This window comes from Falsiroseomonas tokyonensis (assembly GCF_019024325.1).
Taxonomy (GTDB): domain Bacteria; phylum Pseudomonadota; class Alphaproteobacteria; order Acetobacterales; family Acetobacteraceae; genus Falsiroseomonas; species Falsiroseomonas tokyonensis.
Genome location: NZ_JAFNJS010000005.1, coordinates 333,272 through 356,493 on the forward strand (window position 1 = coordinate 333,272; position 23,222 = coordinate 356,493).

Annotated in this window: 25 protein-coding genes, 1 tRNA gene and 1 pseudogene; 21 read left to right on the top strand and 6 right to left on the bottom strand. The window is 71.2% G+C overall.

The window, feature by feature from the left end; all coding sequences use genetic code 11:
• Positions 1 to 4 precede the first annotated feature (4 nt).
• Genes J3S20_RS18395 through J3S20_RS18405 form a run of 3 tightly spaced genes read left to right on the top strand, consistent with a single transcriptional unit; the run spans position 5 to position 2,599 of the window.
• On the top strand, positions 5 to 400 hold the full coding sequence (locus J3S20_RS18395; RefSeq protein WP_216837962.1) for an NAD(P) transhydrogenase subunit alpha: 396 nt from the start codon (positions 5 to 7) through the stop codon (positions 398 to 400).
• A 2-nt stretch (positions 401 to 402) separates the two neighbouring features.
• A complete protein-coding gene (locus tag J3S20_RS18400; RefSeq protein ID WP_216837963.1) occupies positions 403 to 1,812 on the top strand; it encodes an NAD(P)(+) transhydrogenase (Re/Si-specific) subunit beta in 1,410 nt (469 codons plus the stop codon).
• A 52-nt stretch (positions 1,813 to 1,864) separates the two neighbouring features.
• Entirely contained in the window at positions 1,865 to 2,599 is a 735-nt protein-coding gene (locus J3S20_RS18405) for a sulfite exporter TauE/SafE family protein (protein ID WP_216837964.1), read from the top strand.
• Here J3S20_RS18405 and J3S20_RS18410 read toward each other — a convergent pair.
• Positions 2,596 to 3,879 carry an aspartate aminotransferase family protein gene (locus tag J3S20_RS18410; RefSeq protein WP_216837965.1) on the bottom strand — a complete coding sequence of 428 codons (1,284 nt, stop codon included), beginning with the start codon at positions 3,877 to 3,879 and terminating at the stop codon, positions 2,596 to 2,598. The two genes, J3S20_RS18405 and J3S20_RS18410, sit on opposite strands and share 4 nt — an antisense overlap.
• 197 nt (positions 3,880 to 4,076) lie before the next feature.
• Entirely contained in the window at positions 4,077 to 4,280 is a 204-nt protein-coding gene (gene rpsU / locus J3S20_RS18415) for a 30S ribosomal protein S21 (RefSeq protein WP_007006360.1), read from the bottom strand.
• 192 nt (positions 4,281 to 4,472) lie between these two features.
• On the opposite strand from rpsU, the gene def reads away from it, so the two are divergent.
• From def to J3S20_RS18455, 8 genes are all read left to right on the top strand, one after another.
• The gene (gene def, locus J3S20_RS18420) at positions 4,473 to 5,012 is read left to right on the top strand and encodes a peptide deformylase (RefSeq protein WP_216837966.1); all 540 of its coding nucleotides are present in this window, start codon (positions 4,473 to 4,475) and stop codon (positions 5,010 to 5,012) included.
• Positions 5,009 to 5,590 (top strand): COQ9 family protein, encoded by a 582-nt coding sequence (locus tag J3S20_RS18425; protein WP_246602976.1) that lies wholly within the window; start codon positions 5,009 to 5,011, stop codon positions 5,588 to 5,590. The genes def and J3S20_RS18425 overlap by 4 nt, the downstream gene beginning before the upstream one ends.
• A 289-nt stretch (positions 5,591 to 5,879) precedes the next feature.
• Positions 5,880 to 6,416, top strand: a complete 537-nt coding sequence (locus J3S20_RS18430; protein WP_216837967.1) for a hypothetical protein — start codon at positions 5,880 to 5,882, stop codon at positions 6,414 to 6,416.
• A gap of 13 nt (positions 6,417 to 6,429) precedes the next feature.
• Positions 6,430 to 7,134: an ATP12 family chaperone protein gene (locus J3S20_RS18435; protein WP_216837968.1), complete on the top strand. Its 705-nt coding sequence runs from the start codon at positions 6,430 to 6,432 to the stop codon at positions 7,132 to 7,134.
• The gene (locus tag J3S20_RS18440; RefSeq protein ID WP_216837969.1) at positions 7,131 to 7,406 is read left to right on the top strand and encodes an acylphosphatase; all 276 of its coding nucleotides are present in this window, start codon (positions 7,131 to 7,133) and stop codon (positions 7,404 to 7,406) included. The genes J3S20_RS18435 and J3S20_RS18440 overlap by 4 nt, the downstream gene beginning before the upstream one ends.
• 293 nt (positions 7,407 to 7,699) lie before the next feature.
• A complete protein-coding gene (locus J3S20_RS18445) occupies positions 7,700 to 9,184 on the top strand; it encodes a DEAD/DEAH box helicase (RefSeq protein ID WP_216837970.1) in 1,485 nt (494 codons plus the stop codon).
• Positions 9,185 to 9,196: 12 nt separating this feature from the next.
• Positions 9,197 to 9,379 carry a hypothetical protein gene (locus J3S20_RS18450; RefSeq protein WP_216837971.1) on the top strand — a complete coding sequence of 61 codons (183 nt, stop codon included), beginning with the start codon at positions 9,197 to 9,199 and terminating at the stop codon, positions 9,377 to 9,379.
• 80 nt (positions 9,380 to 9,459) lie between these two features.
• Positions 9,460 to 10,272, top strand: coding sequence for a hypothetical protein (locus J3S20_RS18455; RefSeq protein WP_216837972.1), 813 nt, complete (start codon positions 9,460 to 9,462; stop codon positions 10,270 to 10,272).
• Positions 10,273 to 10,474: 202 nt separating this feature from the next.
• Here the strand turns inward: J3S20_RS18455 and lipB are convergent, their stop codons facing one another.
• Complete coding sequence (lipB, locus tag J3S20_RS18460) at positions 10,475 to 11,170, bottom strand: lipoyl(octanoyl) transferase LipB (protein ID WP_216837973.1); 696 nt, start codon at positions 11,168 to 11,170, stop codon at positions 10,475 to 10,477.
• 28 nt (positions 11,171 to 11,198) lie between these two features.
• Between lipB and J3S20_RS18465 the strand changes: the two genes are divergently transcribed.
• Positions 11,199 to 11,284: transfer RNA gene (locus tag J3S20_RS18465), tRNA-Leu, on the top strand.
• A 273-nt stretch (positions 11,285 to 11,557) separates the two neighbouring features.
• Here the strand turns inward: J3S20_RS18465 and J3S20_RS31260 are convergent.
• Positions 11,558 to 11,956, bottom strand: a pseudogene (locus J3S20_RS31260) (GNAT family N-acetyltransferase); the annotation flags it as partial.
• 291 nt (positions 11,957 to 12,247) lie between these two features.
• Here J3S20_RS31260 and J3S20_RS18475 point away from each other — a divergent pair.
• Positions 12,248 to 14,527, top strand: a complete 2,280-nt coding sequence (locus tag J3S20_RS18475) for an NADP-dependent malic enzyme (protein WP_216837974.1) — start codon at positions 12,248 to 12,250, stop codon at positions 14,525 to 14,527.
• On the opposite strand, the gene J3S20_RS18480 is transcribed toward J3S20_RS18475, so the two are convergent.
• Positions 14,472 to 15,005: a hypothetical protein gene (locus J3S20_RS18480; RefSeq protein WP_216837975.1), complete on the bottom strand. Its 534-nt coding sequence runs from the start codon at positions 15,003 to 15,005 to the stop codon at positions 14,472 to 14,474. The genes J3S20_RS18475 and J3S20_RS18480 overlap by 56 nt on opposite strands.
• Before the next feature lie 115 nt (positions 15,006 to 15,120).
• Between J3S20_RS18480 and J3S20_RS18485 the strand changes: the two genes are divergently transcribed.
• The 8 genes from J3S20_RS18485 (at position 15,121) to J3S20_RS18520 (ending at position 21,163) form a co-directional block, all read left to right on the top strand.
• Complete coding sequence (locus J3S20_RS18485; RefSeq protein ID WP_216837976.1) at positions 15,121 to 15,681, top strand: DUF2238 domain-containing protein; 561 nt, start codon at positions 15,121 to 15,123, stop codon at positions 15,679 to 15,681.
• Between the two features lie 4 nt (positions 15,682 to 15,685).
• Positions 15,686 to 16,369, top strand: coding sequence for an endonuclease/exonuclease/phosphatase family protein (locus tag J3S20_RS18490; RefSeq protein WP_216837977.1), 684 nt, complete (start codon positions 15,686 to 15,688; stop codon positions 16,367 to 16,369).
• A gap of 26 nt (positions 16,370 to 16,395) precedes the next feature.
• A complete protein-coding gene (locus J3S20_RS18495; RefSeq protein WP_216837978.1) occupies positions 16,396 to 17,106 on the top strand; it encodes a VWA domain-containing protein in 711 nt (236 codons plus the stop codon).
• Positions 17,107 to 17,109: 3 nt separating this feature from the next.
• Positions 17,110 to 17,799 (top strand): J domain-containing protein, encoded by a 690-nt coding sequence (locus tag J3S20_RS18500; protein ID WP_216838169.1) that lies wholly within the window; start codon positions 17,110 to 17,112, stop codon positions 17,797 to 17,799.
• Positions 17,800 to 17,942: 143 nt separating this feature from the next.
• Entirely contained in the window at positions 17,943 to 18,815 is an 873-nt protein-coding gene (gene galU, locus J3S20_RS18505; RefSeq protein WP_216837979.1) for a UTP--glucose-1-phosphate uridylyltransferase GalU, read from the top strand.
• Positions 18,816 to 18,903: 88 nt separating this feature from the next.
• Positions 18,904 to 20,316, top strand: coding sequence for a phosphoglucomutase/phosphomannomutase PgmG (pgmG, locus tag J3S20_RS18510; protein ID WP_216837980.1), 1,413 nt, complete (start codon positions 18,904 to 18,906; stop codon positions 20,314 to 20,316).
• Positions 20,297 to 20,677 (top strand): gamma-glutamylcyclotransferase family protein, encoded by a 381-nt coding sequence (locus J3S20_RS18515; RefSeq protein ID WP_216837981.1) that lies wholly within the window; start codon positions 20,297 to 20,299, stop codon positions 20,675 to 20,677. Before pgmG ends, J3S20_RS18515 begins: the two co-directional genes overlap by 20 nt.
• A gap of 126 nt (positions 20,678 to 20,803) precedes the next feature.
• Positions 20,804 to 21,163 (top strand): response regulator, encoded by a 360-nt coding sequence (locus tag J3S20_RS18520; protein WP_216837982.1) that lies wholly within the window; start codon positions 20,804 to 20,806, stop codon positions 21,161 to 21,163.
• A 12-nt stretch (positions 21,164 to 21,175) separates the two neighbouring features.
• On the opposite strand, the gene J3S20_RS31140 is transcribed toward J3S20_RS18520, so the two are convergent.
• Complete coding sequence (locus J3S20_RS31140) at positions 21,176 to 23,143, bottom strand: ATP-binding protein (protein WP_216837983.1); 1,968 nt, start codon at positions 23,141 to 23,143, stop codon at positions 21,176 to 21,178.
• Between the last annotated feature and the right edge of the window lie 79 nt (positions 23,144 to 23,222).

Genomic DNA, 23,222 nt, shown 5'->3' on the forward strand with positions numbered 1-23,222 from the left:
CCCGATGAACCCGCAACAGATCGCCAATGAGGCGGCCTCCCTTTCCGACCGCGCCGCGCAGCTCGCCGAGCATGCCCGCCAGCTGGCGGAGGTCGCCGCCCCCGTCGCCGCCGCCGCCGAGCCCTTCCTGCTGCTGCTGACCATCTTCCTGATGGCCTGCTTCGTCGGCTACTACGTGGTGTGGAACGTGACCCCGGCGCTGCATTCGCCGCTGATGGGCGTCACCAACGCCATCTCCTCCGTCATCGTGGTGGGCGCCATCCTGGCCACCGGCCTTGCCGATAGCTGGGCCGCCAAGGCCTTCGGCTTCATCGCCGTGACCCTCGCCTCCGTGAACATCTTCGGTGGCTTCATGGTGACGCGACGCATGCTCGCGATGTTCAAGAAGAAGGGCAGCTGAGCATGGCACAGACCCTTTCGACGCTGGCCTACCTGGTCGCGTCCGTCCTGTTCATCATGGCGCTGCGGGGCCTTTCGAACCCCGAGACCAGCCGCCAGGGCAACCTGTTCGGCATGGTCGGCATGGGCATCGCGATCGTCGCGACCCTGCTGAAGCCGGGCATGGGCGCGGGCGGCATCGTGCTGGTGCTGGCCGGCCTCGCCATCGGCGGCACCATCGGCACGCTGCTGGCGCAGCGCATCCAGATGACCTCCCTGCCGCAGCTGGTCGCGGCCTTCCACAGCCTGGTCGGCATGGCCGCCGTCTTCGTGGCGGCGGCCGCCTTCTACTCGCCCGAGAGCTTCGGCATCGGCTATGCGGGCAACATCAAGGGCGCGTCCCTGGTGGAGATGTCGCTGGGCCTGGCGATCGGCGCCATCACCTTCTCCGGCTCCGTGATCGCCTTCGCGAAGCTGGACGGGCGCATGTCCGGCTCGCCGATCATCTTCAAGGGCCAGCACATGCTGAACGCGGCGCTGGGCGCGCTGCTGCTGGTGCTGGTGATCGCCTTCGTCGCGACGGGCTCGCCCTTCCTGTTCTGGCTGATCGCGATCCTGTCCTTCGTGCTCGGCTTCCTGCTGATCATCCCGATCGGCGGCGCGGACATGCCCGTGGTTGTCTCCATGCTGAACAGCTATTCCGGCTGGGCGGCGGCGGGCATCGGCTTCACCATCGGCAACCTTCTGCTGATCGTCACGGGAGCCCTGGTCGGCGCCTCCGGCGCCATCCTGTCCTACATCATGTGCAAGGGCATGAACCGCAGCATCATCAACGTGCTGCTGGGCGGCTTTGGCAGTGACTCGGGCGCCGCGGCCGGCCCGGGTGCGGGCGGCGCGGACCGTGCGCCGGTGAAGGCGGGCAGCCCCGAGGACGCCGCCTACATCATGAAGAACGCCCAGAAGATCATCATCGTGCCGGGCTACGGCATGGCGGTGGCGCAGGCGCAGCAGGTGGTCCGCGAAATGGCCGACCTGCTGAAGAAGGAAGGCGCCGAGATCTCCTACGCCATCCACCCCGTCGCGGGCCGCATGCCCGGCCATATGAACGTGCTGCTGGCCGAGGCGAACGTGCCCTATGACGAAGTGCATGAGCTGGAGGAGATCAACGCCGAATTCGCCGAGGCCGATGTGGCCTATGTGATCGGCGCCAACGACGTGACCAACCCGGCGGCGAAGACCGACAAGAGCTCCGCCATCTACGGCATGCCGATCCTGGACGTGGAGAAGGCGAAGACGGTGTTCTTCGTGAAGCGCGGCATGGCCAGCGGCTATGCCGGCGTGGAGAACGAGCTGTTCTTCCGCCCCAACACCATGATGCTGTTCGGCGATGCCAAGAAGGTGACGCAGCAGATCGTGCAGAGCCTTCAGAAGTAGCCTCGCGCACCCCCGGCCTCAGCAGGCCGGGGGCTGCAGGTGAGGGGCCCGCATGGACGAGTTCCTGCTTTTCACCGCGGTGGGCTTCCTGGCGCAGATGGTCGATGGCGCCTGCGGCATGGCCTATGGGCTGACGGCCACCACCGTGCTGGTCTCGCTGGGCACCCATCCGGCGGTGGCCAGCGCCAGCGTGCATGCGGCAGAGGTCTTCACCACCGGCGCTTCCGGCTTCGCCCATTGGCGGCTTCGCAATGTCGATCCGCGGCTGGTGGCGCGGCTGGCGCTGCCCGGCATGGCGGGCGGCATCGCCGGGGCGCTGCTGGCCTCCAGCCTGCCCATGCAGGTCATCCGCCCGGTGGTCAGCGCCTATCTGCTCGGCATGGGGGCGCTGATCCTCTGGCGCGCCTGGCGGCCGCCGGAGGCGCAAGCGGGGCGGCCGGTGACGCTGCTGGGCCTCGGCGGCGGCTTCCTGGATGCGGCGGGCGGCGGCGGCTGGGGACCGATCGTCACCTCCACCCTGATCGGCCGCGGCGATGTGCCGCGCATCGCCATCGGCTCGACCAATGCGGCCGAGTTCTTCGTCACCCTGGCCATCACGGCCGCCTTCTTCACCGCCATCGGGCTGGAGCTGTGGCAGGCGATCCTCGGCCTGGTGGTGGGCGGCGTGCTGGCCGCGCCCCTGGCCGCCCTGGTGGCGCGGCAGGTGCCGGCGCGCGGGCTGATGCTGCTGGTGGGCCTGGTCATCATGCTGCTGTCGCTGCGCAGCCTGGCCGGGGCGCTGTCCTAGCGGGAGGGCAGGGTGGCGAGCGCGCGGGCGAAGGCGGTCAGCGTCTGGTCCACATCCCGCGCCTCATGCGCCGTCGAGACGTAGAACTTGCTCTCGCCCTTCAGGATGCCGTCCTGGCGCAGCACGCGGTTCACATGCGCCTGCATGGCCCGGTCCGCGCGCAGCGTGGCGCGGTAGTCGCGTACCTCGCCCGTGGCATAGACCACGTCGAAGAGGGTGGGTTCGCCCACGACCTGCGCCGGCAGGCCGGCGCGGGCGATCTGCTCGGCCAGGCCCTGCATCAGCGCCCGGCCTGTGGCGAAGACCGCCTCATAGGTGCCGGGGCGGCGCAGGATCTCCAGCGTCTTGAGGCCGGCCACGGCGGCCACGGGATTGCCGGAGAGCGTGCCCACCTGCATCAGGAAGCCGTCCTCGCCGACCAGCGCCTTGTCGAAATGCGCCATGATCTCGGCCCGGCCCGCGACGGCGGCCAGCGGAAAGCCGCCGCCGATGGTTTTGCCCAAGGTGCAGAGATCCGGCGTCACCCCGTAGAATGCCTGGGCGCCGCCATAGGCAAAACGGAAGCCGGTGACGACCTCGTCGAAGATCAGCACCAGCCCATGCTTCGTGCACAGCGCGCGCAGACCTTCGAGGAATCCCGGTGCAGGGGGGATCAGCCGCTGCAGCGGCTCCACGATGATGCCGGCGATGGTCTCGCCCTCGGCCTCCACCAGCCTGGTCACGGCCTCGAGGTCGTTGAAGGGGGCGACCAGCACGTCCTCGGCCACCGATTTCGGGATACCTGCCGAATCGGGAACGGGCCGGGGGAAATTGGCCAGGTGGCGCGGCGCCAGGCTCATCAGCCCGTAGTCGCTCATGCCGTGGTAGCCGCCCTCGAACTTCAGGATCTTGTCGCGGCCGCGGAAGGCGCGGGCCAGGCGCATGGCATAGAGGTCCGCCTCGGTGCCGGAGCCCACGAAGCGCAGCTGTTCCGCGCAGGGCACGGCATCCACGATCGCCTCGGCCAGCGCAATGCCATGCTCGTTATTGGCGAAGAAGGTGGTGCCGCGGCTGAGCTGGTCCTGCACCACCTCCGTCACCTCGGGGTGGCAATGGCCGATGAACATCGGCCCGGAGCCCAGCAGGTAATCCACGTATTCGCGGTCGGCCACGTCCCAGACCCGACCGCCGAGGCCGCGTTCCAGGATCACCTCGGGGGCGAAATTCCCGAATCCGCCGGCCGGCAGCACCCGCCGCGCCCGCGCCAGCAGCGCCTGTTCCCGATCCCCGAACCCGTCCATCGCCTGCCCCCATCGCGAGAGCGGCCAGTAGACAGAATGCGGCGCGGCAGGCAAAGCCCCGGACAGCACAAAGCCGCGGCTGGCGGAGGTGTCTCCGCACCGCGGTGCTTCGGCCTATCGGATGGCTGCCGGGGAGGGCGGCCAGGAAAGCGGTGGGCGGGGGCGGGTCCGGGTCCCGGCGGGGCCGGGACGGCGGATTAGAAGCCCTCGCGCTCCAGGCGCTTGCGCTCCACCTTGCGGGCGCGACGAACGGCTTCCGCGGCCTCGCGGGCGCGGCGCTCGGACGGCTTCTCGTAATGGCGGCGGAGCTTCATTTCACGGAACACACCCTCACGCTGGAGCTTCTTCTTCAGCGCCTTCAGGGCCTGGTCGATGTTATTGTCGCGGACGACGACCTGCACGCGGTGGAACCTCCTGGTTCGGATGATTAAGAATCGGGAAAGCGGATGCGCGCCAGCCGGTCCGGAAGATGGTCCGAACCGTCCAGCGCGAGGGCGGGAGCCTTAGCACAGGATTCGTGTGCGGCGAAAGGCCTCCCGCAGCCCGCCGCGCGCATTACCTTACAGCGCGAACCGTCGGACATTCCAGCCGCCATGGCTCTGCTCAAGATCGCCCGCATGGGCCACCCGGTCCTGACCCGCCCCGCTCTGCCGGTGGAGGATCCGACCGCGCCCGAGATCCGCCGCCTGGTGGCCGATATGGCGGAGACCATGGAGGATGCCTCCGGCCTCGGCCTTGCCGCGCCGCAGGTGCATGTCGGGCTGCGGCTTTTCGTCTGGCGCGGCGGCGCCGGCAATATCCTCGCTTTGATCAACCCCGAGATCGAACCGGTGGGTGAGGAGATGGAGGAAGGCTGGGAGGGGTGCCTGTCCATCCCCGGCCTGCGCGGCGCCGTGCCGCGCGCCGCCCGCATCCGCTTCCGCGGCTTCGATATCGAGGGGCGTCTGATGGAGGGCGAGGCGGCGGGGCTGGCGGCCCGCGTCATCCAGCATGAGACGGACCACCTGGACGGCGTGCTCTATCCGATGCGCATGCCGGACCTGTCCCGATTCGGTTTCAACGAGGAATTGCATCGCGCCGCCACCCAGGCGGCGCGCGCGGCCAATGACCAACCGCCGCAGGAGAGCACATGATGATCGAGCGCAGCGAGGAACGCGACCAGGCGCTGAAGGCGGCGCTGCCGCATGTGCCGGCGCTCGGCTGGACCCGCGCCGCCCTCTCCGCGGGCCTGGCCGATCTCGGCCGAGACCCGCTGGAGCAGGACTGGCTCTTCCCCCGAGGCCCGGTGGAGGCGATCGAGGCCTGGTGCGACCTGGCGGACCGCGAGATGGCGGAGGCCGCCGCCGCGGAGGATCTCGAATCGCTGCGCATCCCCGCCCGCATCCGCCGTCTGGTGCTGATCCGCCTGGAACAGGCCGCGCCGGCGCGGGAGGCGGTGCGCCGGGCGCTGGCGCAGCAATCGCTGCCCTGGAACCTCGCCTCCGCCGCGCGGACGGTGGGGCGCACCGCGGATGCCATCTGGGTCGCGGCGGGCGACAGCTCCAACGACATCTCCTGGTACACGCGCCGGGCGACGCTGGCCGCCGTCTATGGCGCCACCCTGGCCTTCTGGCTGCAGGACGAATCGCCGGATGCCGAGGAGACCGAGGCCTTCCTGGACCGCCGCCTGGCCGGACTGGCCCGGTTCCAACGCAGGAAACGAAAGGCCTGACGCCGCGTTGACCCTGCCGCAAACCTGCGGAGGGCTTCATGAAGGGTATCCTGCTTTGGCTGATCGGCTTGCCGATCCCGATTATCATCGTCCTCTACCTGATTGGAATCTTGTGAAGACAGCCCTGCGCTTCGGTGCTGTCTTTCGGCTGCGGATGCTGTAGAGACGGGCTGTGACGGGACGCCAGGGAGCCGGGGGGCTCGGCCGTGCGGTCGGCTTGCGCAACATTGGTTGCGTTGGCGCGGCCGATACGGCAGGCAGGGGGTCCCAAGGGGGAGGTTCCCACGCCATGCGCCGCAAGTTTTCCGTTCGTCTTCTGCTCGCCGGCGCCGCCGTGGCCATCGGCGGCCCCGCCATCGCCCAGTCCTGCGTCCAGTCCAGCGAGCGTACGGCCTTCGAGCTGCGCGCCCTGCAGAGCCAGCTGATGGTCGCCGCCATCACCTGCCAGCGGGACAACGACTACAACGCCTTCGTCCGGAAGTTCCAGGGCGATCTCGGCGGCGCCTACAACACCATCCGCACCCATTTCCGACGCACCCAGGGCGCCCAGGGGCAGCGCGCGCTGGACGGCTACATCACCACGCTGGCGAATGAGCAGTCGCAGGACGGCATCCGCCAGGGCTCGCGCTTCTGCTCGAACATCACGCCGCTGTTCCAGGTGGCGCTGGCGCAGCCCAACGCCAGCTCGCTGGTCGATATCTCGCTCGAGCGCAATGTGCTGAACCCGGTCACGGACACCATCTGCCCGGAACGCGCGACGCCCGCGACCTCCCCCACCCGTCGCGCCGCCAGCAACCGCTCCGCCGCGGTCTCCCGCAACCGCTGATCGCGGCTTCCGGGTGAAGCGCTTCTGGGACGAGGCGCGGACCGCCGAGGCCGAGGGCGGCTTCGCCATCCTGCTGGATGGCAAGCCGCTTCGCCTGCCAGGCGGCGGCACGCTGCGCCTGCCTGGCCTGCGTTTGGCGGAGGCGGTGGCCGCCGAATGGCAGCAGGCCGGCGGCACCAAGGGCGGCGAGATGCGGCCCGAGGAGGTGCCGCTGACCCGCCTGGTCGGCACCGCGGAGGAACGCATCGCCGCGGCGCGGGACGGCACCGTCACCGCGCTCGCCCGCTATGGCGAGACCGAGCTGCTCTGCTACCGCGCGGACCACGGCAAGCTGGCCGCCCGCCAGGCGGAGCTTTGGGACCCCTGGCTGGCCTGGGCGGCCCGGTCGCTGGATGCGCCGCTGCGCGCGACCTCCGGCATCATGCCCGTCTCCCAGCCGCCCCATGCGCTCGCCGCCCTGCGGCGCGCGGTGGAGCGGCATTCGGTGCTGGGCCTGGCGGCGCTGGGCGTGGCGGTGCCGGCGCTCGGCAGCCTGGTGCTGGGGCTGGCCGTGACGGGCGGGCATCTCGACCCCGCGGAGGCGCATCGCCTCTCGACGCTGGAGGAGGTGCACCAGGAGGCGCTCTGGGGCGCCGACCCTGAGAACCTGGCCAAGCGCGCCGCCGCCGCCGCCGATGTGGCCCTGGCCGCGCGGCTGGTGCAGCTTTCCGCCGGATGATCGCCCGGCTGCTGACCATCGCCGGACGGGTGCAGGGGGTCGGCTATCGCGACTGGGCGGTGAAGCAGGCCCTGCGGCTGGGGCTGCGCGGCTGGGTGCGCAACCGGCCGGATGGCAGCGTGCAGGCGCTGGTGGCGGGGCAGGGTGCCGCCGTGCAGGCCATGGCCGAGGCCTGCCGCCGCGGCCCGCTCCTCGCCCGCGTCGCATCCGTCACCGAAGCGCCGGCCGAACCGCCGGCGGAGGAAGGCTTTGCGCGCCGCGCGGATGGCTGAGCGGGATTTATGCTGCACTGCCGAAAAAACCTTGTCCGAAGGGGCGATCTGGCCTATGGCTCCGTCCGTCGGCGGGTGATTGCCCGCCGCGCCCCGGCCGCGTGAGCGGGCCTGGCGTCGTCACTCCGCAAGGCGGGGGACAGGGCGCCTGGAGGCCCGGACCGGGGCGCTGCCGTCGCCCGAAAGGCGTGGCTCTGCGGACAAGATCGGACCGGCCCCGGCACGCGGGTTGGCCCACCGCCACCCAACCGCCCGCGCTATCGCCGGGCGGCCTGACCGGATTTTTGCATTTCATGAGCTTCAGTGAACTCGGCCTCTCTCCGCGCATCCTCCAGGCGCTGACCGAAGAGGGCTACACCACGCCGACGCCGATCCAGCGCGACGCCATCCCGCATGCCCTGACGGGGCGCGACATCCTGGGCATCGCGCAGACCGGCACCGGCAAGACCGCCGCCTTCGGCCTGCCGCTGCTGCATCTGCTGGCCGAATCCAAGGGCCGCCCGCCGCGCGGCGGCTGCCGCGCCCTGATCCTGTCGCCGACGCGCGAACTGGCCAGCCAGATCGCCGACAGCCTGAAGAATTACGGCCGCCACCTTGGCCTCTCCGTCTCCGTCATCTTCGGCGGCGTGCCGCATGGCCCGCAGCGCCGCGCGCTGGCCAATGGCATCGATATCCTGGTGGCCACCCCGGGCCGGCTGCAGGACCATATGGATGAGGGTTCCGCGCGCCTCGACATGGTCAATGCGCTGGTGCTGGATGAGGCCGACCAGATGCTGGACAAGGGCTTCTGGCCCGCCATCCGGCGCATCCTGCCGAAGCTGCCGTCCAAGCGGCACACCATGTTCTTCTCCGCCACCATGCCGGCGGAAGTGGCCAAGCTGTCCGCGGAAATCCTGAAGGACCCGATCCGCATCGAGGTGGCGCCCGTCTCCTCGACCGCGGAGCGCGTGACGCAGCGCCTGGTGGTCATCGAGCAGGGCCGCAAGCGCGGCAAGCTGGCCGAGCTGCTGAAGGGTGAGGGCGTTGGCCGCGCGCTGATCTTCACCCGCACCAAGCACGGTGCCGACCGCGTGGTGAAGAACCTGGAGGCCGACGGCATCGCCGCCAATGCCATCCATGGCAACAAGTCCCAGGGCCAGCGGGAACGCGCGCTGGCCGACTTCAAGTCGAACCGCGCCCCGGTGCTGGTCGCCACCGACATCGCCGCCCGCGGCATCGACGTGGATGGCGTGACGCATGTGATCCAGCACGACATGCCGGACACGCCCGAGGCCTATGTCCACCGCATCGGCCGCACCGCGCGCGCCGGCGCCAGCGGCATCGCCATTGCCATGTGCGCGCCGGATGAGCGGGAGAAGCTGTGGGCGGTGGAGAAGCTGATCCGCATCTCGATCCCCGCGACGGATGAGCGCCAGGATGTGAGCGTGCCGATGCATCGCACCGGCGGGCGTCCGGATGCGGTGAAGCCGGCCGGTGGCAATCGCGGGCGCAACAGCCCGTCCCGCGGGCGCAACGGCGGCGGCGGTGGCGGCCAGGGCCGCAGCGGGCAGGGAGCCCCCCGCGGCGGAGCCGCACCTGCCCCCCGCGGCGGAGCCGCACCGGCCCCCCGCGGCGGAGCCGCACCTGCCCCCCGCGGCAATGCCGCGCCGGCGGGCCGCAGCGGCGACCAGCCGGCGCGCCGACCGGCCGCGGCGGCGGCGGGCCAGAAGGACCGCAACTGGCGCGACGGCGACTTCCGCGACGGCGGCGGCACCCCCGCCTTCATCCGCACCCGCTGAGGCGCGGCTGCGGTGCGGGAGACCGTGCTGATGAAGGGTGAGATGGCCACCAGGGTCATCGTCACCACCGACTCCGGCACCGATGTGCTGGACGAGGAAGACGAGGTGCTGGAGTCCCATCCGGAGGACCAGCACGAGGCCATCCTGGCGCGCTTCCTGGCGCAGGGATGGGAAATCGAGGAGGACGGGCCCTAAAGGCCGGTCCTCCTGGCCTTGTCCGCAGCCGCCCGCATGCCAGGATGCGGCGAGCGGAAAACGTAACAAGGACCCTTCGCATGGCATCGCCGACCCCCATTGCAGCCGGGCAGGCGATGCCGCAGGCGGCGGTGGCACGCGCCAGCCTGGCGCGGCTTCTGCTGACCGGGCTGGCCGCCATGCTGGCCATCGGCCTGGTCGCGCCGCTGCTGGTGCTGCTGCTGCCCTTTCCCATCGCCATCGCGCTCGGCGGGCTCGGCGCCTTCATCCTGGGCGTGGTGCTGGCCATCCGGCTGCGCGCCGGCGCCCTTGTTGCGCTCGGCCTGGTCGCGCTGTTCGGCTTCGTCGGCGTCGCCTCCGAGACCCAGCTCTGGTTCGCCCTGCGCCATGCGCCGGAAGTGGCGCTGCCGAGCATCGCAGAGGCGCCCGACCACCCGGAGGCCACCCGCTTCACCTTCCCAGAAGCCATGGCCCGCGCGGACCTGCTGGGCGAGGCGCGCAGCACCACGCCGCGCAGCGCCGGCCCGCCGCTGGAACTTTCGGCCTTTGCCGTGCCGCTCGTGCCGCCGGGCTGGACCGCGGCGGAACCCATCGCCGCCTGGCTGGTCTGCCAGCAGCCTCGTGGCAGGGAAAGCTGCGCCGCCACGCTGCCGCCGCGCCTGACCCAGGCCTTCCGCGCCACCCCGAGGCCGGAGGCGGCGCAGGCGGCGCTCACGCGGCATAGGCTGACGGCAGTGTCCGCCCCCGCCTGGCTCAGCGCGACGGATGACATCTCGACCGAGCGTGTGCAGGCCGGATGGATGGCGCTGGCCTGGCCGGTGCTGGCCTGGCTGGCCTGGGCGGTGGGCGTCGCGGTCTATCGGATGGTGTCGCTGCCGCGGCGGCGGGGTTAGAGCGTTTTCAAGCCTCGCGGCTTCGCAAGGCGACTCGGAAAACGCGTCAAGACAATGAGCTAGAGCTGTTTCACCGTCTTTGCTTTCGGTGAAACAGCTCTAAAGCACTATCCGATAATACTGAATCAGTGTTCTCGGATTTCGTGCTTTAGAAACAATAACTCCTAGAGCACGAGATCCGTCCGAGAGGACGGATCGTGCTCTAGCCGAAGACCTCGGTCCAGGCTGCCATCAGCGCCGAATCCGCCTCCTCCATCGTCGCCAGCACGCCCAGCTTGTGCAGGCTGGTGACGCCGGCATCGGCGATGCCGCAGGGCACGATGCCGGCGAAATGGGTGAGGTCCGGGTCCACGTTCAGCGCGACCCCATGCCAGGACACCCAGCGGGTGACGCGCACGCCGATGGCGCCGATCTTTTCCTCGGTCCCGCGGGCCTTGTCGGCCACCCAGATGCCGATGCGGCCGTCCCGCCGCTCGCCGCGGATATTGAAGCGGTCCAGTGCGCGGATCAGCCATTCCTCCAGGCCCCGCACATAGTCCCGCACGTCGCGCGCGCGCACCGTGCCGTGGTCCCGTGTCAGGTCCAGCATGACATAGCCGGTGCGCTGGCCCGGCCCGTGATAGGTCCATTGCCCGCCGCGCCCTGCGGCCACCGCGGGGAAGCGCGTCTCCAGCAGATCCTCCGGCCGGGCGGAGGTGCCGGCGGTATAGGTGGGCTCATGCTCCACCAGCCAGACCGTCTCCGGCGCCGTGCCGTTGCGGATGGCGGCGACGCGCGCGGCCATGGTCTCCAGCGCCAGCGCATAGGGCAGGCGCCCCGGCGCGATGGACCATTCGGGAGAGGCGGTGAGGGCCCCTGTGGGGGCGCCGAGAGGGGGCGTTGTCGGGTGCGTTGTCATCGGCTATAGGCGCGTCCCTACCCGATATGCGGTCGTGGCGGAATGGTAGACGCGCCAGCTTGAGGTGCTGGTGGGGGCAACCCCGTGGAAGTTCGAATCTTCTCGACCGCACCATCCTCCGGGTCCTGACAAGCCGCGCACAACAGGTGGTCCACGCTCCGTGCCGATGACGCGCGCGGCATGCGGCCCGGTGCGCGGGCGCAGGCGAAGGCGGCGGCGGGCCGCAGCCGGCTGGCTGGCAATGCGCAGCGCGGGGCAGGGCGCCGGGCTTTCGGGGCGCAGCGCGCATTCCATCACCAGATCGCCGGTGGCCGGCAGCGTGCCGACCAGTTCGAAGCCCATCCGGCGATACAGCGCCAGCGCGCCGTCATTGCCCGGCACCACGATCAGCCGGATGCGGCGGCAGCCGGGCACCGCGGCCATGCCTGCCATGATGCGCGCCAGGATGCGGCGGCCGAGCCCGCGGCCCTGGTGCGATCGGGCCAGGATGAACCAGCCCAGCCACCAGCAGCTGGAATCCCGGGCATCGGGGTGGATGACATGGAAGCCGATCATTCGGCCCTCGGCCTCAATAGCCGTCAGGGAATGGGCGGCGCCGCGGCGGACGCTGGCGGTGATCTCGGAAAGCGGCCCGAGAAAGTCCTCGACCTGGTCGGCATCCAGATCCATGCGATGGATGATGTCCAGTTCAGTCCTGGATATCGTTCTGTAGTGAAGGGCCTGCCGGGCCCGCGGGGGAAGCATGATGTCCTGCTGTGGTTGTTGACGCAGGCGCCAGACGCGCATTTCTTCTGCTGGGCGACACCTGTCGTGCTGATTAGATCGTATTGGCCGCGCTGAAATCAAATCGGGCCGGGCGAGAGCGGATCATGACAGTTGCAATATTTCCCGGCGCCTTGCGCGGTTCCAGGAAATCGGCGGCATCGACTTGCCGCCGCCGGCAAGGTCACGCGACGGTCCGGCCGCAAAAAATATTTCTTCCGAAAGGCCGGCCGCTGTCGGCCGGGCCCCAGGCTCCGCCGGGCGACGGGTCGCGGCGCCCCGCGATATCGCCTATAGCGGAGCGCGGAGGTGGCGATGGACGAGGATTTTCGCAGGGCAGCGCTGGACTATCACCGGCTGCCGCGCCCCGGGAAGCTCAGCGTGGAGCCGACCAAGCGCATGGCGACGCAGCGCGACCTCGGCCTGGCCTATTCCCCCGGCGTCGCCGCCGCCTGCGAGGAGATCGCCAAGGACCCCGACGCCGCCTGGGACTATACCGCGCGCGGCAACATGGTTGCCGTCATCACCAATGGCACGGCGGTGCTCGGGCTGGGCGCCATCGGCGCGCTGGCCTCCAAGCCGGTGATGGAGGGCAAGGCTGTCCTCTTCAAGAAGTTCGCCGGCATCGATTCCATCGACCTGGAAGTCGAGCAGCGCGACCCCCAGAAATTCATCGAGGCGGTGGCCGCGCTGGAGCCCAGCTTCGGCGCCATCAACCTCGAGGACATCAAGGCGCCCGAGTGCTTCGAGATCGAGCGCAGCCTGCGGGCGCGCATGAACATTCCCGTCTTCCATGACGACCAGCACGGCACCGCCATCATCGTCGCCGCCGCCGTGCGCAACGGGCTGCTGCTGCAGGGCAAGAAGCTGGCCGATGTGAAGCTGGTGAATACCGGCGGCGGCGCCGCGGCGATCGCCTGCCTGGACCTGCTGGTGGCCATGGGGCTGACGCGCGAGAACGTCACCATCTGCGACATCGACGGCGTGGTCTGGAAGGGCCGCCCGAACACGGATCCCTTCAAGGCGGCCTATGCGCAGGAGACGGAGGCGCGGCGGCTGGAGGAGGTGCTGCCCGGCGCCGATGTCTTCCTGGGCCTGTCGGCCCCGCGGATCCTGAAGGCGGAATGGCTGCCCATGCTGGCGCCGCGCCCGCTGGTGCTGGCGCTCGCCAATCCCGAGCCCGAGATTCTGCCGGAGGCCGTGCGCGCTGTGCGCCCGGATGCGATCGTGGCGACCGGCCGCACGGACTACCCGAACCAGGTCAACAACGTCCTCTGCTTCCCCTTCATCTTCCGGGGCGCGCTGGATGTGGGTGCGACCACGATCAATGAGGACATGAAGGTTGCCGCCGCCAATGCCATCGCGGCACTCGCGCGGATGGAGGCGAGCGAGGTCGTGGCGGCCGCCTATGGCGGCAACGCGCCCACCTTCGGCCCGGACTATATCATCCCGAAGCCCTTCGACCCGCGGCTGATCCTGGAGATCGCGCCGGCGGTCGCCAAGGCCGCCATGGATAGCGGCGTCGCCCGCCGCCCCATCACGGATATGCCGAAGTACCGGCAGGAGCTGGAGCGCTTCGTCTTCCGCTCCGGCAATCTGATGCGCCCGATCTTCGAGGCCGCGCGCAAGCGCCCCGCCCGCATCGTCTATGCGGAAGGCGAGGATGAGCGCGTGCTGCGCGCCGTGCAGACCGTGCTGGATGACGGCCTGGCCGAGCCCATCCTGATCGGCCGGCGCGACGTCATCGAAGCCAAATGCGCCGCCATGGGCCTGCGCATGAACTTCGATGAATCCGTGCGCGTGCTGGACCCGGCTGCGGATGAGGCGGTCTTCGGGCCGCTGGCCGCCCTGTACAAGGCCAAGGTCGGCCGCAAGGGCATTCCGCCCGATGCGGCGGCGCGCCGCGTCGGCAACCGTCCCACTGTGGCGGCTGCGCTGCTGCTGGAGGCGGGGCTGGCGGATGGCTGCCTCTGCGGCGGCAGCGGCGACTGGTTCCGCCATTGGCACCACGCCTATGACGTGATCGGCAAGCGGGCAGAGGTGGCCCGCGTCTATGCGCTATCCGCGCTGATCGTCCCCAACGGCCACCTGTTCTTCGTCGACACGCATCTGACCGTGGACCCGACCGCCGCCCAGATCGTCGACATGACGCTGCTGGCCGCCGAGCAGATCCGCGCCTTCGGCCTGACGCCCAAGGCGGCGCTGCTGTCCCATTCCAGCTTCGGCGCCTCCGGCGCGCCCTCCGCCCGCAAGATGCGCGACGCGCTGCGCCTGCTGCGGGAGACGTCGCCGGATTTCGAGGTGGATGGCGAGATGCATGCCGATGCCGCGCTGGTGCAGGCCATTCGCGACCGCGCGGTGGCCGACAGCCCGCTGACCGATGCGGCGAACCTGCTGGTGATGCCGACGCTGGATGCGGCGAATATCAGCTTCAACCTGCTGAAGGCGGCGGGCGAGGGGCTTCAGGTGGGCCCGATGCTGCTCGGCATGGCGAAGCCCATCCATGTGCTGGTGCCCAGCGTCACCGCGCGCGGCATCGTCAATATGACGGCGCTGGCGGCGGCGCAGTCGAATGGGATGCTGCCGGGGGTGTGACCATAGGGGCCAGCGCCGGGTCGTCGGCCCGCACCCGCTGCTCGAAGGTCACGCGGTAGCGGCGGCCGCCCTGCATGGCAATCGCCAGCGGCAGCAGCAGGGCCAGGCCCAGCACGGCCTGCGCCACCGCCTCGGCCGGCTCCTCCGCGCCGCGGAGCCCGGGGGCGAGGCCCAGCGCGGCGATCTGCAGCAGGCTGTCCGCCACCAGGAAGACCCAGAAATAGGCGAGGCGGAAATGCCGCCAGCGGCGGAACCACAGCACCGCCGCGGCAAGCGTCAGGGCGACGGAGACCAGCAGGTCCAGGTTCAGCAGCAGCGCATCCGGCGCGCCGGGCGGGCGCCATTCCCGCAGCAGCAGGATGGGCATGGCCAGCACCGTCAGCGCCAGGAAGAAGGACGGCACGCGCAGCCAGCCGCCCATGCCGTGCAGCGCATGGGCCTGCGCCACTTCGGGGCTGACCCGAACCCATTCGGCCATGCCAGGTCCTTCCGCTTCCCTGCGCCTCCTGTCTAAGGGCGCATGACGCCTGCGTGAAGCGACGGACCTGCGGCGCTCCGCGGCGTTGCCCCCCGGGGATGGCCGGGGGAGACCGATGGCGCTGCTGACACGTGAGGACCTGCGCCACCAGTCGCGCTTCGCCTGGCTCTGCCTCGCCGCGCTGGCGGCCGCGGCGATCGCCCTGTGGCTGCTGGACAAGCGCGCCGCTGCCGGCGGCACGCTGGCCGCCATCGCGGGCTGCCTCGGCGTGATGCTGCCGCCGCGGGAACGCATGGCGGCGCTGCCGACGCTGCTGCGGCGCCTGCCGCGGGACCTGGATGCGACGCCGGTGCTGGCCAGCCTGCTCAGCACGCCCGGCTATGGGCTGAACTGGTTCCACGGCGCGAACCCCTATGACGAGGTGGTGCACCTGGTCAGCGGATTGTTGGCCGGCGCCGTGCTGGCCGGGTTGGTGCTGGCCGATGGCCGGCCGCGCGGAGCCTGGGCCCTGGCCCGGCACGGCCTGATCTTCGGCCTGGCCCTCGCCGTGGGGTGGGAGGTTCTGGAATGGGCGCTCGGCATCATCGGCAACACCGTCGACACGATCACCGACATCATACTGACCACAATGGGGGCCGCGGTCGGCGCCGTGCTGTGGCAGCGCGGCCGCCGCTAGCGCCATGCGCATCGCCACTTGGAACATCCATCGCGGCCGCCCCGCCTTCGGCCGCTTCCGCCCGGACCGCATCCTGGCCGTGCTGGCGGAGCTGCGCCCCGACCTGATCGCGCTGCAGGAGGCGCAGCACTATCTGCGCCGCGTCACGCCCATGCTGCCCGAGGCCGCGCTCGCCGAGCTCGGCCTGGTGCCGCTGCGGCCGGACCCCGCCCAGCAGGGCTATCGCAGCAACCTGGTGCTGGTCCGCCGGGACACGGCGCTGCTGGCGCCGCCGCGCGGCCTGCGGCTGGGGGGGTGGGAGCCGCGCGGGGCGATCCTGGCCGATCTCGACCTCGGCACCGGCCCCTTCCGGCTGCTGGCCGCGCATCTCAGCCTGGGCGCGGCGACGCGGCGGGCGCAGGCCCGGCTGCTGCTGGCGGCGATGCATCCGGAATGGCCCAGCCTGCTGCTGGGCGACCTGAACGAATGGCGGCCGCAGGGCTCCGCGCTGGGCGTGCTGGCGGCGGCCATGGGCCCGGTGAACCGGCTGCCCACCTTCCCCAGCTTCCGCCCCCTGCTGCCGCTGGACCATATCCTGGCGCGGCCGGCGGCGGGGGTGGCCGGGCTCGCGGTGCATGACACGCCGGCCGCCCGCCGCGCCTCGGACCACCTGCCGCTGGTGGCAAGCCTCGCCTTCCTCTGGCGATAGGCGCCGCGCGGGGCCACATGCCCCGCATGAACAACCTGCCCGAGAAGCCAGGCTCCCAGGCCGTCGCGGCCTTCCTGCAGAAGGTGGCGTCGATGCCCGCCGTGGCGCCCGCGCCCGGCACGGCGGGGCGGCTGATCTTCGCCATGGATGCGACGGCCAGCCGCCAACCGAGCTGGGATCGCGCCTGCCACCTGCAGGCGGAGATGTTCGGCGCGGTGGGCGAGGTGGGCCGACTGGCCGTCAGCCTGGCCTATTTCCGCGGCTTTCGCGAATTCGCCGCCACCCCCTTCCTGACCAATGCCCAGGACCTGGCCCGGCGGATGACCGGCGTGACCTGCCTCGGTGGGCAGACCCAGGTGGAGCGGCTGCTGCGCCATGCGCTGGAGGAGACGCAGCGCCACAAGGTGAACGCCCTGGTCTTCATCGGCGATGCCTTCGAGGAGGATGTGGACGCCGCCTGCCACCTCGCCGGCCAGCTTGGCCTGCGCGGCACGCCGGCCTTCTGCTTCCAGGAAGGCGCGGATCCGGTGGCGCGCAATGCGCTGCGGCAGGTGGCGAAGCTCTCCGGCGGCGCCTGGGCGCCCTTCGATGCCGGCAGCGCCACCGCGCTGCGCGACCTGCTGCGGGCGGTGGCGGTCTTCGCCACCGGCGGCCGGCCCGCCTTGCTGCGCCTGGGCGGGTCGGTGGCGCAGGGCATTGCCGGGCAGCTTCCGGCCCCCGCCGCACGCGGCGGCTGAGCCATGGCCTGGCTGATCCTGGGCCTGCTCGGCCTGGTCGGGCTGCTCGGCCTGCTGAAGCTGTTCGTGGCGGCGAAGCCCGCCCAGGTGAAGGCTGCGCTGGCCTTCCTGGCGGCGGGGTTGGGCCTGGCCTTGCTGGTCGCGCTGCTGGCCAGCGGCCGTGGCGCGCAGGCCATCTGGGCGCTGGTCCTCTTCGGGCCGGTGATCTGGCGCTGGTGGCAGGGCCGCCGCGCCGCCGGCACCTTTGCCCGCGGCGGCGCGGCCAGCCCGGGCCAGGCCTCGGATGTCGAGACCGCCTGGCTCGCCATGGCGCTGGACCATGACAGCGGGCGGATGACCGGGCGGGTGAAGGCCGGGCGCTACGCCGGCGCGGATCTCGCCCAGCTCGACCTGCCGGATCTGCTGGCGCTGATGGCGGAGCTTGCCGCCCAGGATCCGGAGGGGATGCCGCTGCTGGAAGCCTGGCTCGATCGCAGCCACCCCGACTGGCGCGAAGCCGCCCCGCCGCCGCCGCCCGGCGGGCCGATGGGCCGGGCGGAGGCACTGGCGGTGCTCGGCCTGGCCGAAGGCGCCTCGCCCGAGGCAATCCGCGCCGCGCATCGCCGCCTGATGCGCAGCGCCCATCCGGACCAGGGCGGGTCGGACTGGCTCGCCGCCCGGCTGAATGCGGCGCGGGACGCGCTGCTGCCCTGATCCGCAACAACCCTGCGAAAGCGTGAAGTATTTCAACGCGCGCGGGGCGGGTCATGACAGGTCGCCGCGACGGCGCGTGGTGGACGGCCCGCGGCGGGCGTGGCACTCCTGCGCTGTCAACCTGCCGAGGGAAATCACCACCCGTGCGCAAGCCGCTCCGCAAGGCCGTCCTGCCCGTCGCCGGTCTCGGCACCCGCTTCCTGCCCGCCACCAAGCAGATGGCGAAAGAAATGCTGCCGGTGGTCGACAAGCCGCTGATCCAATACGCGGTGGAAGAAGCCCGCGCCGCGGGCATCGAGCAGTTCTGCTTCGTCACTGGCCGCGGCAAGACCATGCTGGTGGACCAGTTCGACGTCGCCTACGAGCTGGAGCGCACGCTGACCGAGCGCAACAAGACCAAGGAATTGGCCATGTTGCATGAACAGGCGCTGCCGCCGGGCTCCGTCGTCTCCACCCGCCAGCAGGTGCCGCTCGGCCTCGGCCACGCCATCTGGTGCGCGCGGGCCTTCGTGGGGGACGAGCCCTTCGCCATCCTGCTGCCGGACGACCTGATGCTCTGCGACGTCTCCTGCACCAAGCAGTTGGTGGACGCCTACAACGAGACCGGCGGCAATGTGGTGGCGATCGAGACCGTGCCGAAGGAGCGTGTTTCCTCCTACGGCGTGATCGACCCGGGCGCCACCAGCGGCAGGCTGGTGGAGGTGAAGGGCCTGGTGGAGAAGCCGCCGGTCGAAAAGGCGCCGTCCAACCTGACCGTGATCGGCCGCTATGTGCTGATGCCGGAGGTGATGGGGCATCTGGCGAAGCAGGAGCGGGGCGCGGGCAACGAGATCCAGCTGACCGACAGCATGGCCAAGCTGATCGGCAGCCAGCCCTTCCACGGCGTGCTGTATGAGGGCCGCCGCTTCGACTGCGGCGACAAGGCCGGCTATCTGGAAGCGCAGGTGGCCTTCGCCCTGGCGCGGCCGGACATGGCGCCCGCCATGCAGGCCATCCTGAAGAAATACGCGCAATAGGCCACGGAAGGTCGTCTGGAGTCCTCTCCCCCTTCGGGTGGAGGGGGCCTTTCCGCAGCCTGTCGATCCGAAAGGAAAACCGCCGCCGATGACCGCCTTCAACCACCGCTTCGACCCGACCTCGCTGCGCGAATACGACATCCGCGGCATCGTCGGTCAGACCCTGCATCCGGAAGACGCCTTCGCCATCGGCCGCTGCTTCGGCTCCATGGTCTCCCGCGCCGGCGGCACCAAGGTCGCGGTGGGCTATGACGGCCGGCTGTCCTCGCCGGAGCTGGAGGCGCAGCTGGTGGCCGGGCTGCGCGCCTGCGGCCTGCAGGTGGCCAAGATCGGCTGCGGGCCGACGCCGATGCTGTATTTCGCCTCCTACGCCCTGAAGGCGGATGGCGCGATCATGGTCACCGGCAGCCACAACCCGCCAGACTACAACGGCTTCAAGATGATGCTGGGCGGCAAGCCCTTCTACGGCGCGCAGATCCAGGAAATCGGCCGCATGGCGGCGGAGGGCGACGTGGTGCCCACCGCCGTGGGCAGCGACGAATCGGTGGATGTCTCCGAACGCTACGTCGCCCGCATGATGCAGGACTGGGACGGCGGCGATCGCGCCCTGAAGGTGGTCTGGGACCCCGGCAACGGCTCCGGCGCCGAGATCGTCAAGCTGCTGACGGCGCAGCTGCCGGGCACCCACTACATCATCAACGGCTCCATCGACGGCACCTTCCCTGCGCATCACCCGGACCCGACGGTGGCCAAGAACCTGGAGCAGATCATCGCGGAGGTCGCCAAGCAGGGCGCCGATCTCGGCATCGCCTTCGACGGCGATGCGGACCGCATCGGCGTGGTGGATGGCGAGGGCCATATCCTGTTCGGCGACCAGCTGCTGGTGGTGCTGGCGCGGGACGTGCTGAAGGCCAAGCCCGGCGGCGTGATTATCGCCGATGTGAAGGCCAGCCAGGTGCTGTTCGACGAGATCGCCAAGGCGGGCGGCACGCCGCTGATGTGGAAGACCGGGCACAGCCTGATCAAGTCCAAGATGGCGGAAACGGGCAGCCCGCTGGCCGGCGAGATGTCCGGCCACATCTTCTTCGCCGACAAGTGGTACGGCTTCGACGACGCGCCCTATTCCGCCGTCCGCCTGCTGGGCATCATCGCCCGCAGCCAGGACACGCTGGGCCAGATGCGCGCCGGCCTGCCGCAGGTGATCAATACGCCGGAGCTGCGCTTCGACTGCCCGGATACCCGCAAGTTCGGCGTCATCGCGGAGGTGAAGCAGCGCCTGGCCGCCGAGGGCGCCAAGGTCCAGGACGTGGATGGCGTCCGCGTGCTGACCGAGGATGGCTGGTGGCTGCTGCGCGCCTCCAATACCCAGGCCGTGCTGGTGGCCCGCGCCGAGGCCTCCTCCGAGGCCGGGCTCGATCGGCTGAAGGCCGATATCGCCCGCCAGCTGCAGGCCTCCGGCCTGCCGGTGCCGGACTTTTCGGGTGAGAACGCCGGCCACTGACAGGGCGGTCGTCGAGGCGGGCGAGTTCGAGCTCTTCCTCTACGGTACGCTGCTGGATCCCGCGGTGCTGCGGCTGCGCTCCGGCCGGCGCTTCCCGCGCGGGGCAGCGCGGCCCGCGGTGCTGCGGGGCTGGCGCCGGGTGGGCCTGCGCGGCGCCCCCTGGCCCACGCTGATCCGCGCCCGCCACCACCTTGTGCCGGGCCTGCTGCTGCCGCTGTCGGGCGGGCCACTGCGGCGACTGATGGCCTATGAGGGCGCGGCCTATCGCCTGCGGCCGGTCCGCCTGCACCTGGCCCGACCTGCAACTGGCCTTCGCCGCGGCTTCGCCTGGATCGCGCATCCGATGCTGGCGGGTAATTGATCGCCGTCGATGGGTTCCGGTCGAGTGCCGCTTGCCCAACAGACTTGCATGGTTGCGTGTGCAAGGTGGAACATTAATGCACGCATGGCGTTCGGTATGCGGATCCCATGGCGGACGGAGTTGGCTATGTCAGGAGTCATCAGGAAGGTCCTCGTGGTCGAGGATGAGGCCCTGGTCGCCATGCTCGTGGAGGACGCGCTCCTCGATGCCGGTTTCCAGGTGATCGGGCCGGCCGCGACGGTGGAGGAAGCGCTGCAGTTCCTGGACGGTGAGCGTCCGGATGCCGTGGTGCTGGACCTCAACCTGGCCGGCGAGACCTCGACCCCCGTCGCGGATCTGCTGGCCTCCCGCGGGATCCCCTATGTGATCGCCACCGGCTATGGCGCCTCCGGCCTGCCGCCGGGGCATCAGCATGCCATGGTGCTGGCCAAGCCCTATGACCCCGGCGAACTCACCGCCATGCTGGGGCGCCTCTGCGCCGCCTGACGGCGGTGGGGATCAGGTCGCGGCCGGCCAGCGCGGCGCGGGCGCCGCGGCGCTGCCGTCCGGGCCGGACGCGGTGGCGGGGGCGGCGCGGCGGAAGACCAGCGTGAACTCCGCGCCCATGCCGCTATCCTCCGGCGCATTGGCCGCGATGATCCGGCCGCCGAGGCCGCGCATGATGGTGCGGGAGATGGACAGGCCCAGCCCGGTGCCCAGGCCGGGCGGCTTGGTGGTGTAGAAGGGCTCGAAGAGCTTCTCCAGCACCTCCGGCGCCAGGCCTGGGCCGGTATCCAACACCCGTAGCGTCACCACCTCGGACTCGCCGCGCCCCACCTCGGCCTCGATGCGCAGGCGCCGGCGTTCGGGCGGGCGTTCCAGCAGGGCGTCGCGCGCATTCAGCACCAGGTTCAGTAGCACCTGCTCCACCAGGATGATCTGCCCGACCACCGGCGGCAGCACATCCGGCAGGCGCAGCTGCACCTGCACGCCGGCATCGCGCAGCGCCTGGCCGGCCAGCACCATCATCCCCTGCACGGCGGCGCCGAGATCCACCGGCTCCAGCGCCGAGACATCGACGCGGGAGAAGGCGCGCAGCTGGGTGACGATGGCCTTGGCACGATCGGCCTGCGCCATGATGCGGCGCAGCCGGACCAGGGCCTCGGCCAGGCCCTCCTCGCCTTCCTCCAGCGCCTCCGCCGCGTTTTCCGCGGCGAGCGACATGATGGCGATGGGCTGGTTCAGCTCATGCGCCAGCCCCGCCGCCATCTCCCCCAGCGTGGCGAACTTGGCGGCGGTCGCGGCCTGCAGCGCCAGCTCGCGCTCCGCCGAGATATCCTCCAGCGCACCCGCCACCTCGATCCCCGCCGTGGTGCGGGCGGTGGCGCGCAGCGTCTCCCGCAGCCACATCCAGGCGCCATCGGCGCGGCGGAAGCGGAATTCGGCGGTGGCGGTGGCCTCCCGCCGCAGCCGGTCCTCGATCTCGGGGCCCAGCGGCAGGCTGGCGGCATCGATGCCGCGCAGGCGCCAGCCCGGGCGCAGCGCCGCTTCCGGCGTCCAGCCGGTCAGCCGCTCGATCGCCGGGCCGATCTCGGTCAGGCGCAGTGCGCCGCCCGCATCGATGATGCCGCGATAGCCGACAGCGGGCAGCGCTTCCTCCAACGGCTGCGCGCCGGGCCGCCCGGCCGGCGGCCGCCGCAGCAAGGCCAGGCTTAGCGCCAGCAGGCTGGCCAGCAGCGCGCCGAGCCAGGCGAGCCAGCCGGCCTCCGCCGCCGCCTGCGCCAGCGGCCGCGGGTCATAGGCCGCCAGCAGCACCAGCTCCGGCATCACCGGCATGGTCGCGAGCACGAGCGCCGGTAGCCCGCCCCCGGCCGGGCGCAGCAGCGGCCCTGCCTGGGGCGGCGCCGGCCAGGCGGCGCCCGGCGGCGCGGCGCCACCGCTGGCCAGCGGCATGCCATCCGGCCGCAGCAGCGCCAGGCCGAGGCCGGGCAGCAGCGCGGAATCACCCAGCGCGGCCTCCAGCCGCCGTGGATCCAGCGCCACCACCGCGATGCCGGCGAAGCTGCCGCGCGCATCGGCCAGGGGCTGGCTGGCCAGCAGGCTGCGCGGCCCGCCCGGCAGGTCCAGCAGGGCAGGGGTCAGCAGCAGCTCCGCCCGCCCGGCGCGGTGCCGGGCGAAGGCCTCGCGCTCCGCCAGGGACCGACCGACCAGCGGCGCGTGGCTGGACCAGGTGACGCGGCCATTGGCGTCTGTGACCGCCGCGAATTGCAGACCCTCGCGCCCCAGCCGCCCGGCCCAGCCGGCGGGCAAGCCACGCGGCTCGATCGCCGCGAGCAGTTCCAGCGCGGTCTCGAGCGGCAGCGCCACCTGCCGCCGAGCGGCCTGCACGGCGCCTTCCGCCACGGCGAGCGCCGCCTGCTCGGCCTGCTCCGTGCGGTCCTGCGCGAACCAGGCGGCCGCGCCCCAGGCCAGCCCGGAGACGACCACGCCCGCCAGAAGGGCCGCGCGGCGCGGGGCGGCGGGGCGGTCTGCATGGGGCAGGTGCTTGCGGGCGATGGGATCAGGC

Bases quoted from the DNA above. Each gene is read 5' to 3' on its own strand.
- J3S20_RS18395 (WP_216837962.1), top strand. From the start codon at position 5: ATGAACCCGCAACAGATCGCCAATGAGGCGGCCTCCCTTTCCGACCGC.
- J3S20_RS18400 (WP_216837963.1), top strand. From the start codon at position 403: ATGGCACAGACCCTTTCGACGCTGGCCTACCTGGTCGCGTCCGTCCTG.
- J3S20_RS18405 (WP_216837964.1), top strand. From the start codon at position 1,865: ATGGACGAGTTCCTGCTTTTCACCGCGGTGGGCTTCCTGGCGCAGATG.
- J3S20_RS18410 (WP_216837965.1), bottom strand. From the start codon at position 3,879: ATGGACGGGTTCGGGGATCGGGAACAGGCGCTGCTGGCGCGGGCGCGG.
- def (WP_216837966.1), top strand. From the start codon at position 4,473: ATGGCTCTGCTCAAGATCGCCCGCATGGGCCACCCGGTCCTGACCCGC.
- J3S20_RS18425 (WP_246602976.1), top strand. From the start codon at position 5,009: ATGATGATCGAGCGCAGCGAGGAACGCGACCAGGCGCTGAAGGCGGCG.
- J3S20_RS18430 (WP_216837967.1), top strand. From the start codon at position 5,880: ATGCGCCGCAAGTTTTCCGTTCGTCTTCTGCTCGCCGGCGCCGCCGTG.
- J3S20_RS18440 (WP_216837969.1), top strand. From the start codon at position 7,131: ATGATCGCCCGGCTGCTGACCATCGCCGGACGGGTGCAGGGGGTCGGC.
- J3S20_RS18445 (WP_216837970.1), top strand. From the start codon at position 7,700: ATGAGCTTCAGTGAACTCGGCCTCTCTCCGCGCATCCTCCAGGCGCTG.
- J3S20_RS18455 (WP_216837972.1), top strand. From the start codon at position 9,460: ATGGCATCGCCGACCCCCATTGCAGCCGGGCAGGCGATGCCGCAGGCG.
- lipB (WP_216837973.1), bottom strand. From the start codon at position 11,170: ATGACAACGCACCCGACAACGCCCCCTCTCGGCGCCCCCACAGGGGCC.
- J3S20_RS18475 (WP_216837974.1), top strand. From the start codon at position 12,248: ATGGACGAGGATTTTCGCAGGGCAGCGCTGGACTATCACCGGCTGCCG.
- J3S20_RS18480 (WP_216837975.1), bottom strand. From the start codon at position 15,005: ATGGCCGAATGGGTTCGGGTCAGCCCCGAAGTGGCGCAGGCCCATGCG.
- J3S20_RS18485 (WP_216837976.1), top strand. From the start codon at position 15,121: ATGGCGCTGCTGACACGTGAGGACCTGCGCCACCAGTCGCGCTTCGCC.
- J3S20_RS18490 (WP_216837977.1), top strand. From the start codon at position 15,686: ATGCGCATCGCCACTTGGAACATCCATCGCGGCCGCCCCGCCTTCGGC.
- J3S20_RS18495 (WP_216837978.1), top strand. From the start codon at position 16,396: ATGAACAACCTGCCCGAGAAGCCAGGCTCCCAGGCCGTCGCGGCCTTC.
- J3S20_RS18500 (WP_216838169.1), top strand. From the start codon at position 17,110: ATGGCCTGGCTGATCCTGGGCCTGCTCGGCCTGGTCGGGCTGCTCGGC.
- pgmG (WP_216837980.1), top strand. From the start codon at position 18,904: ATGACCGCCTTCAACCACCGCTTCGACCCGACCTCGCTGCGCGAATAC.
- J3S20_RS18520 (WP_216837982.1), top strand. From the start codon at position 20,804: ATGTCAGGAGTCATCAGGAAGGTCCTCGTGGTCGAGGATGAGGCCCTG.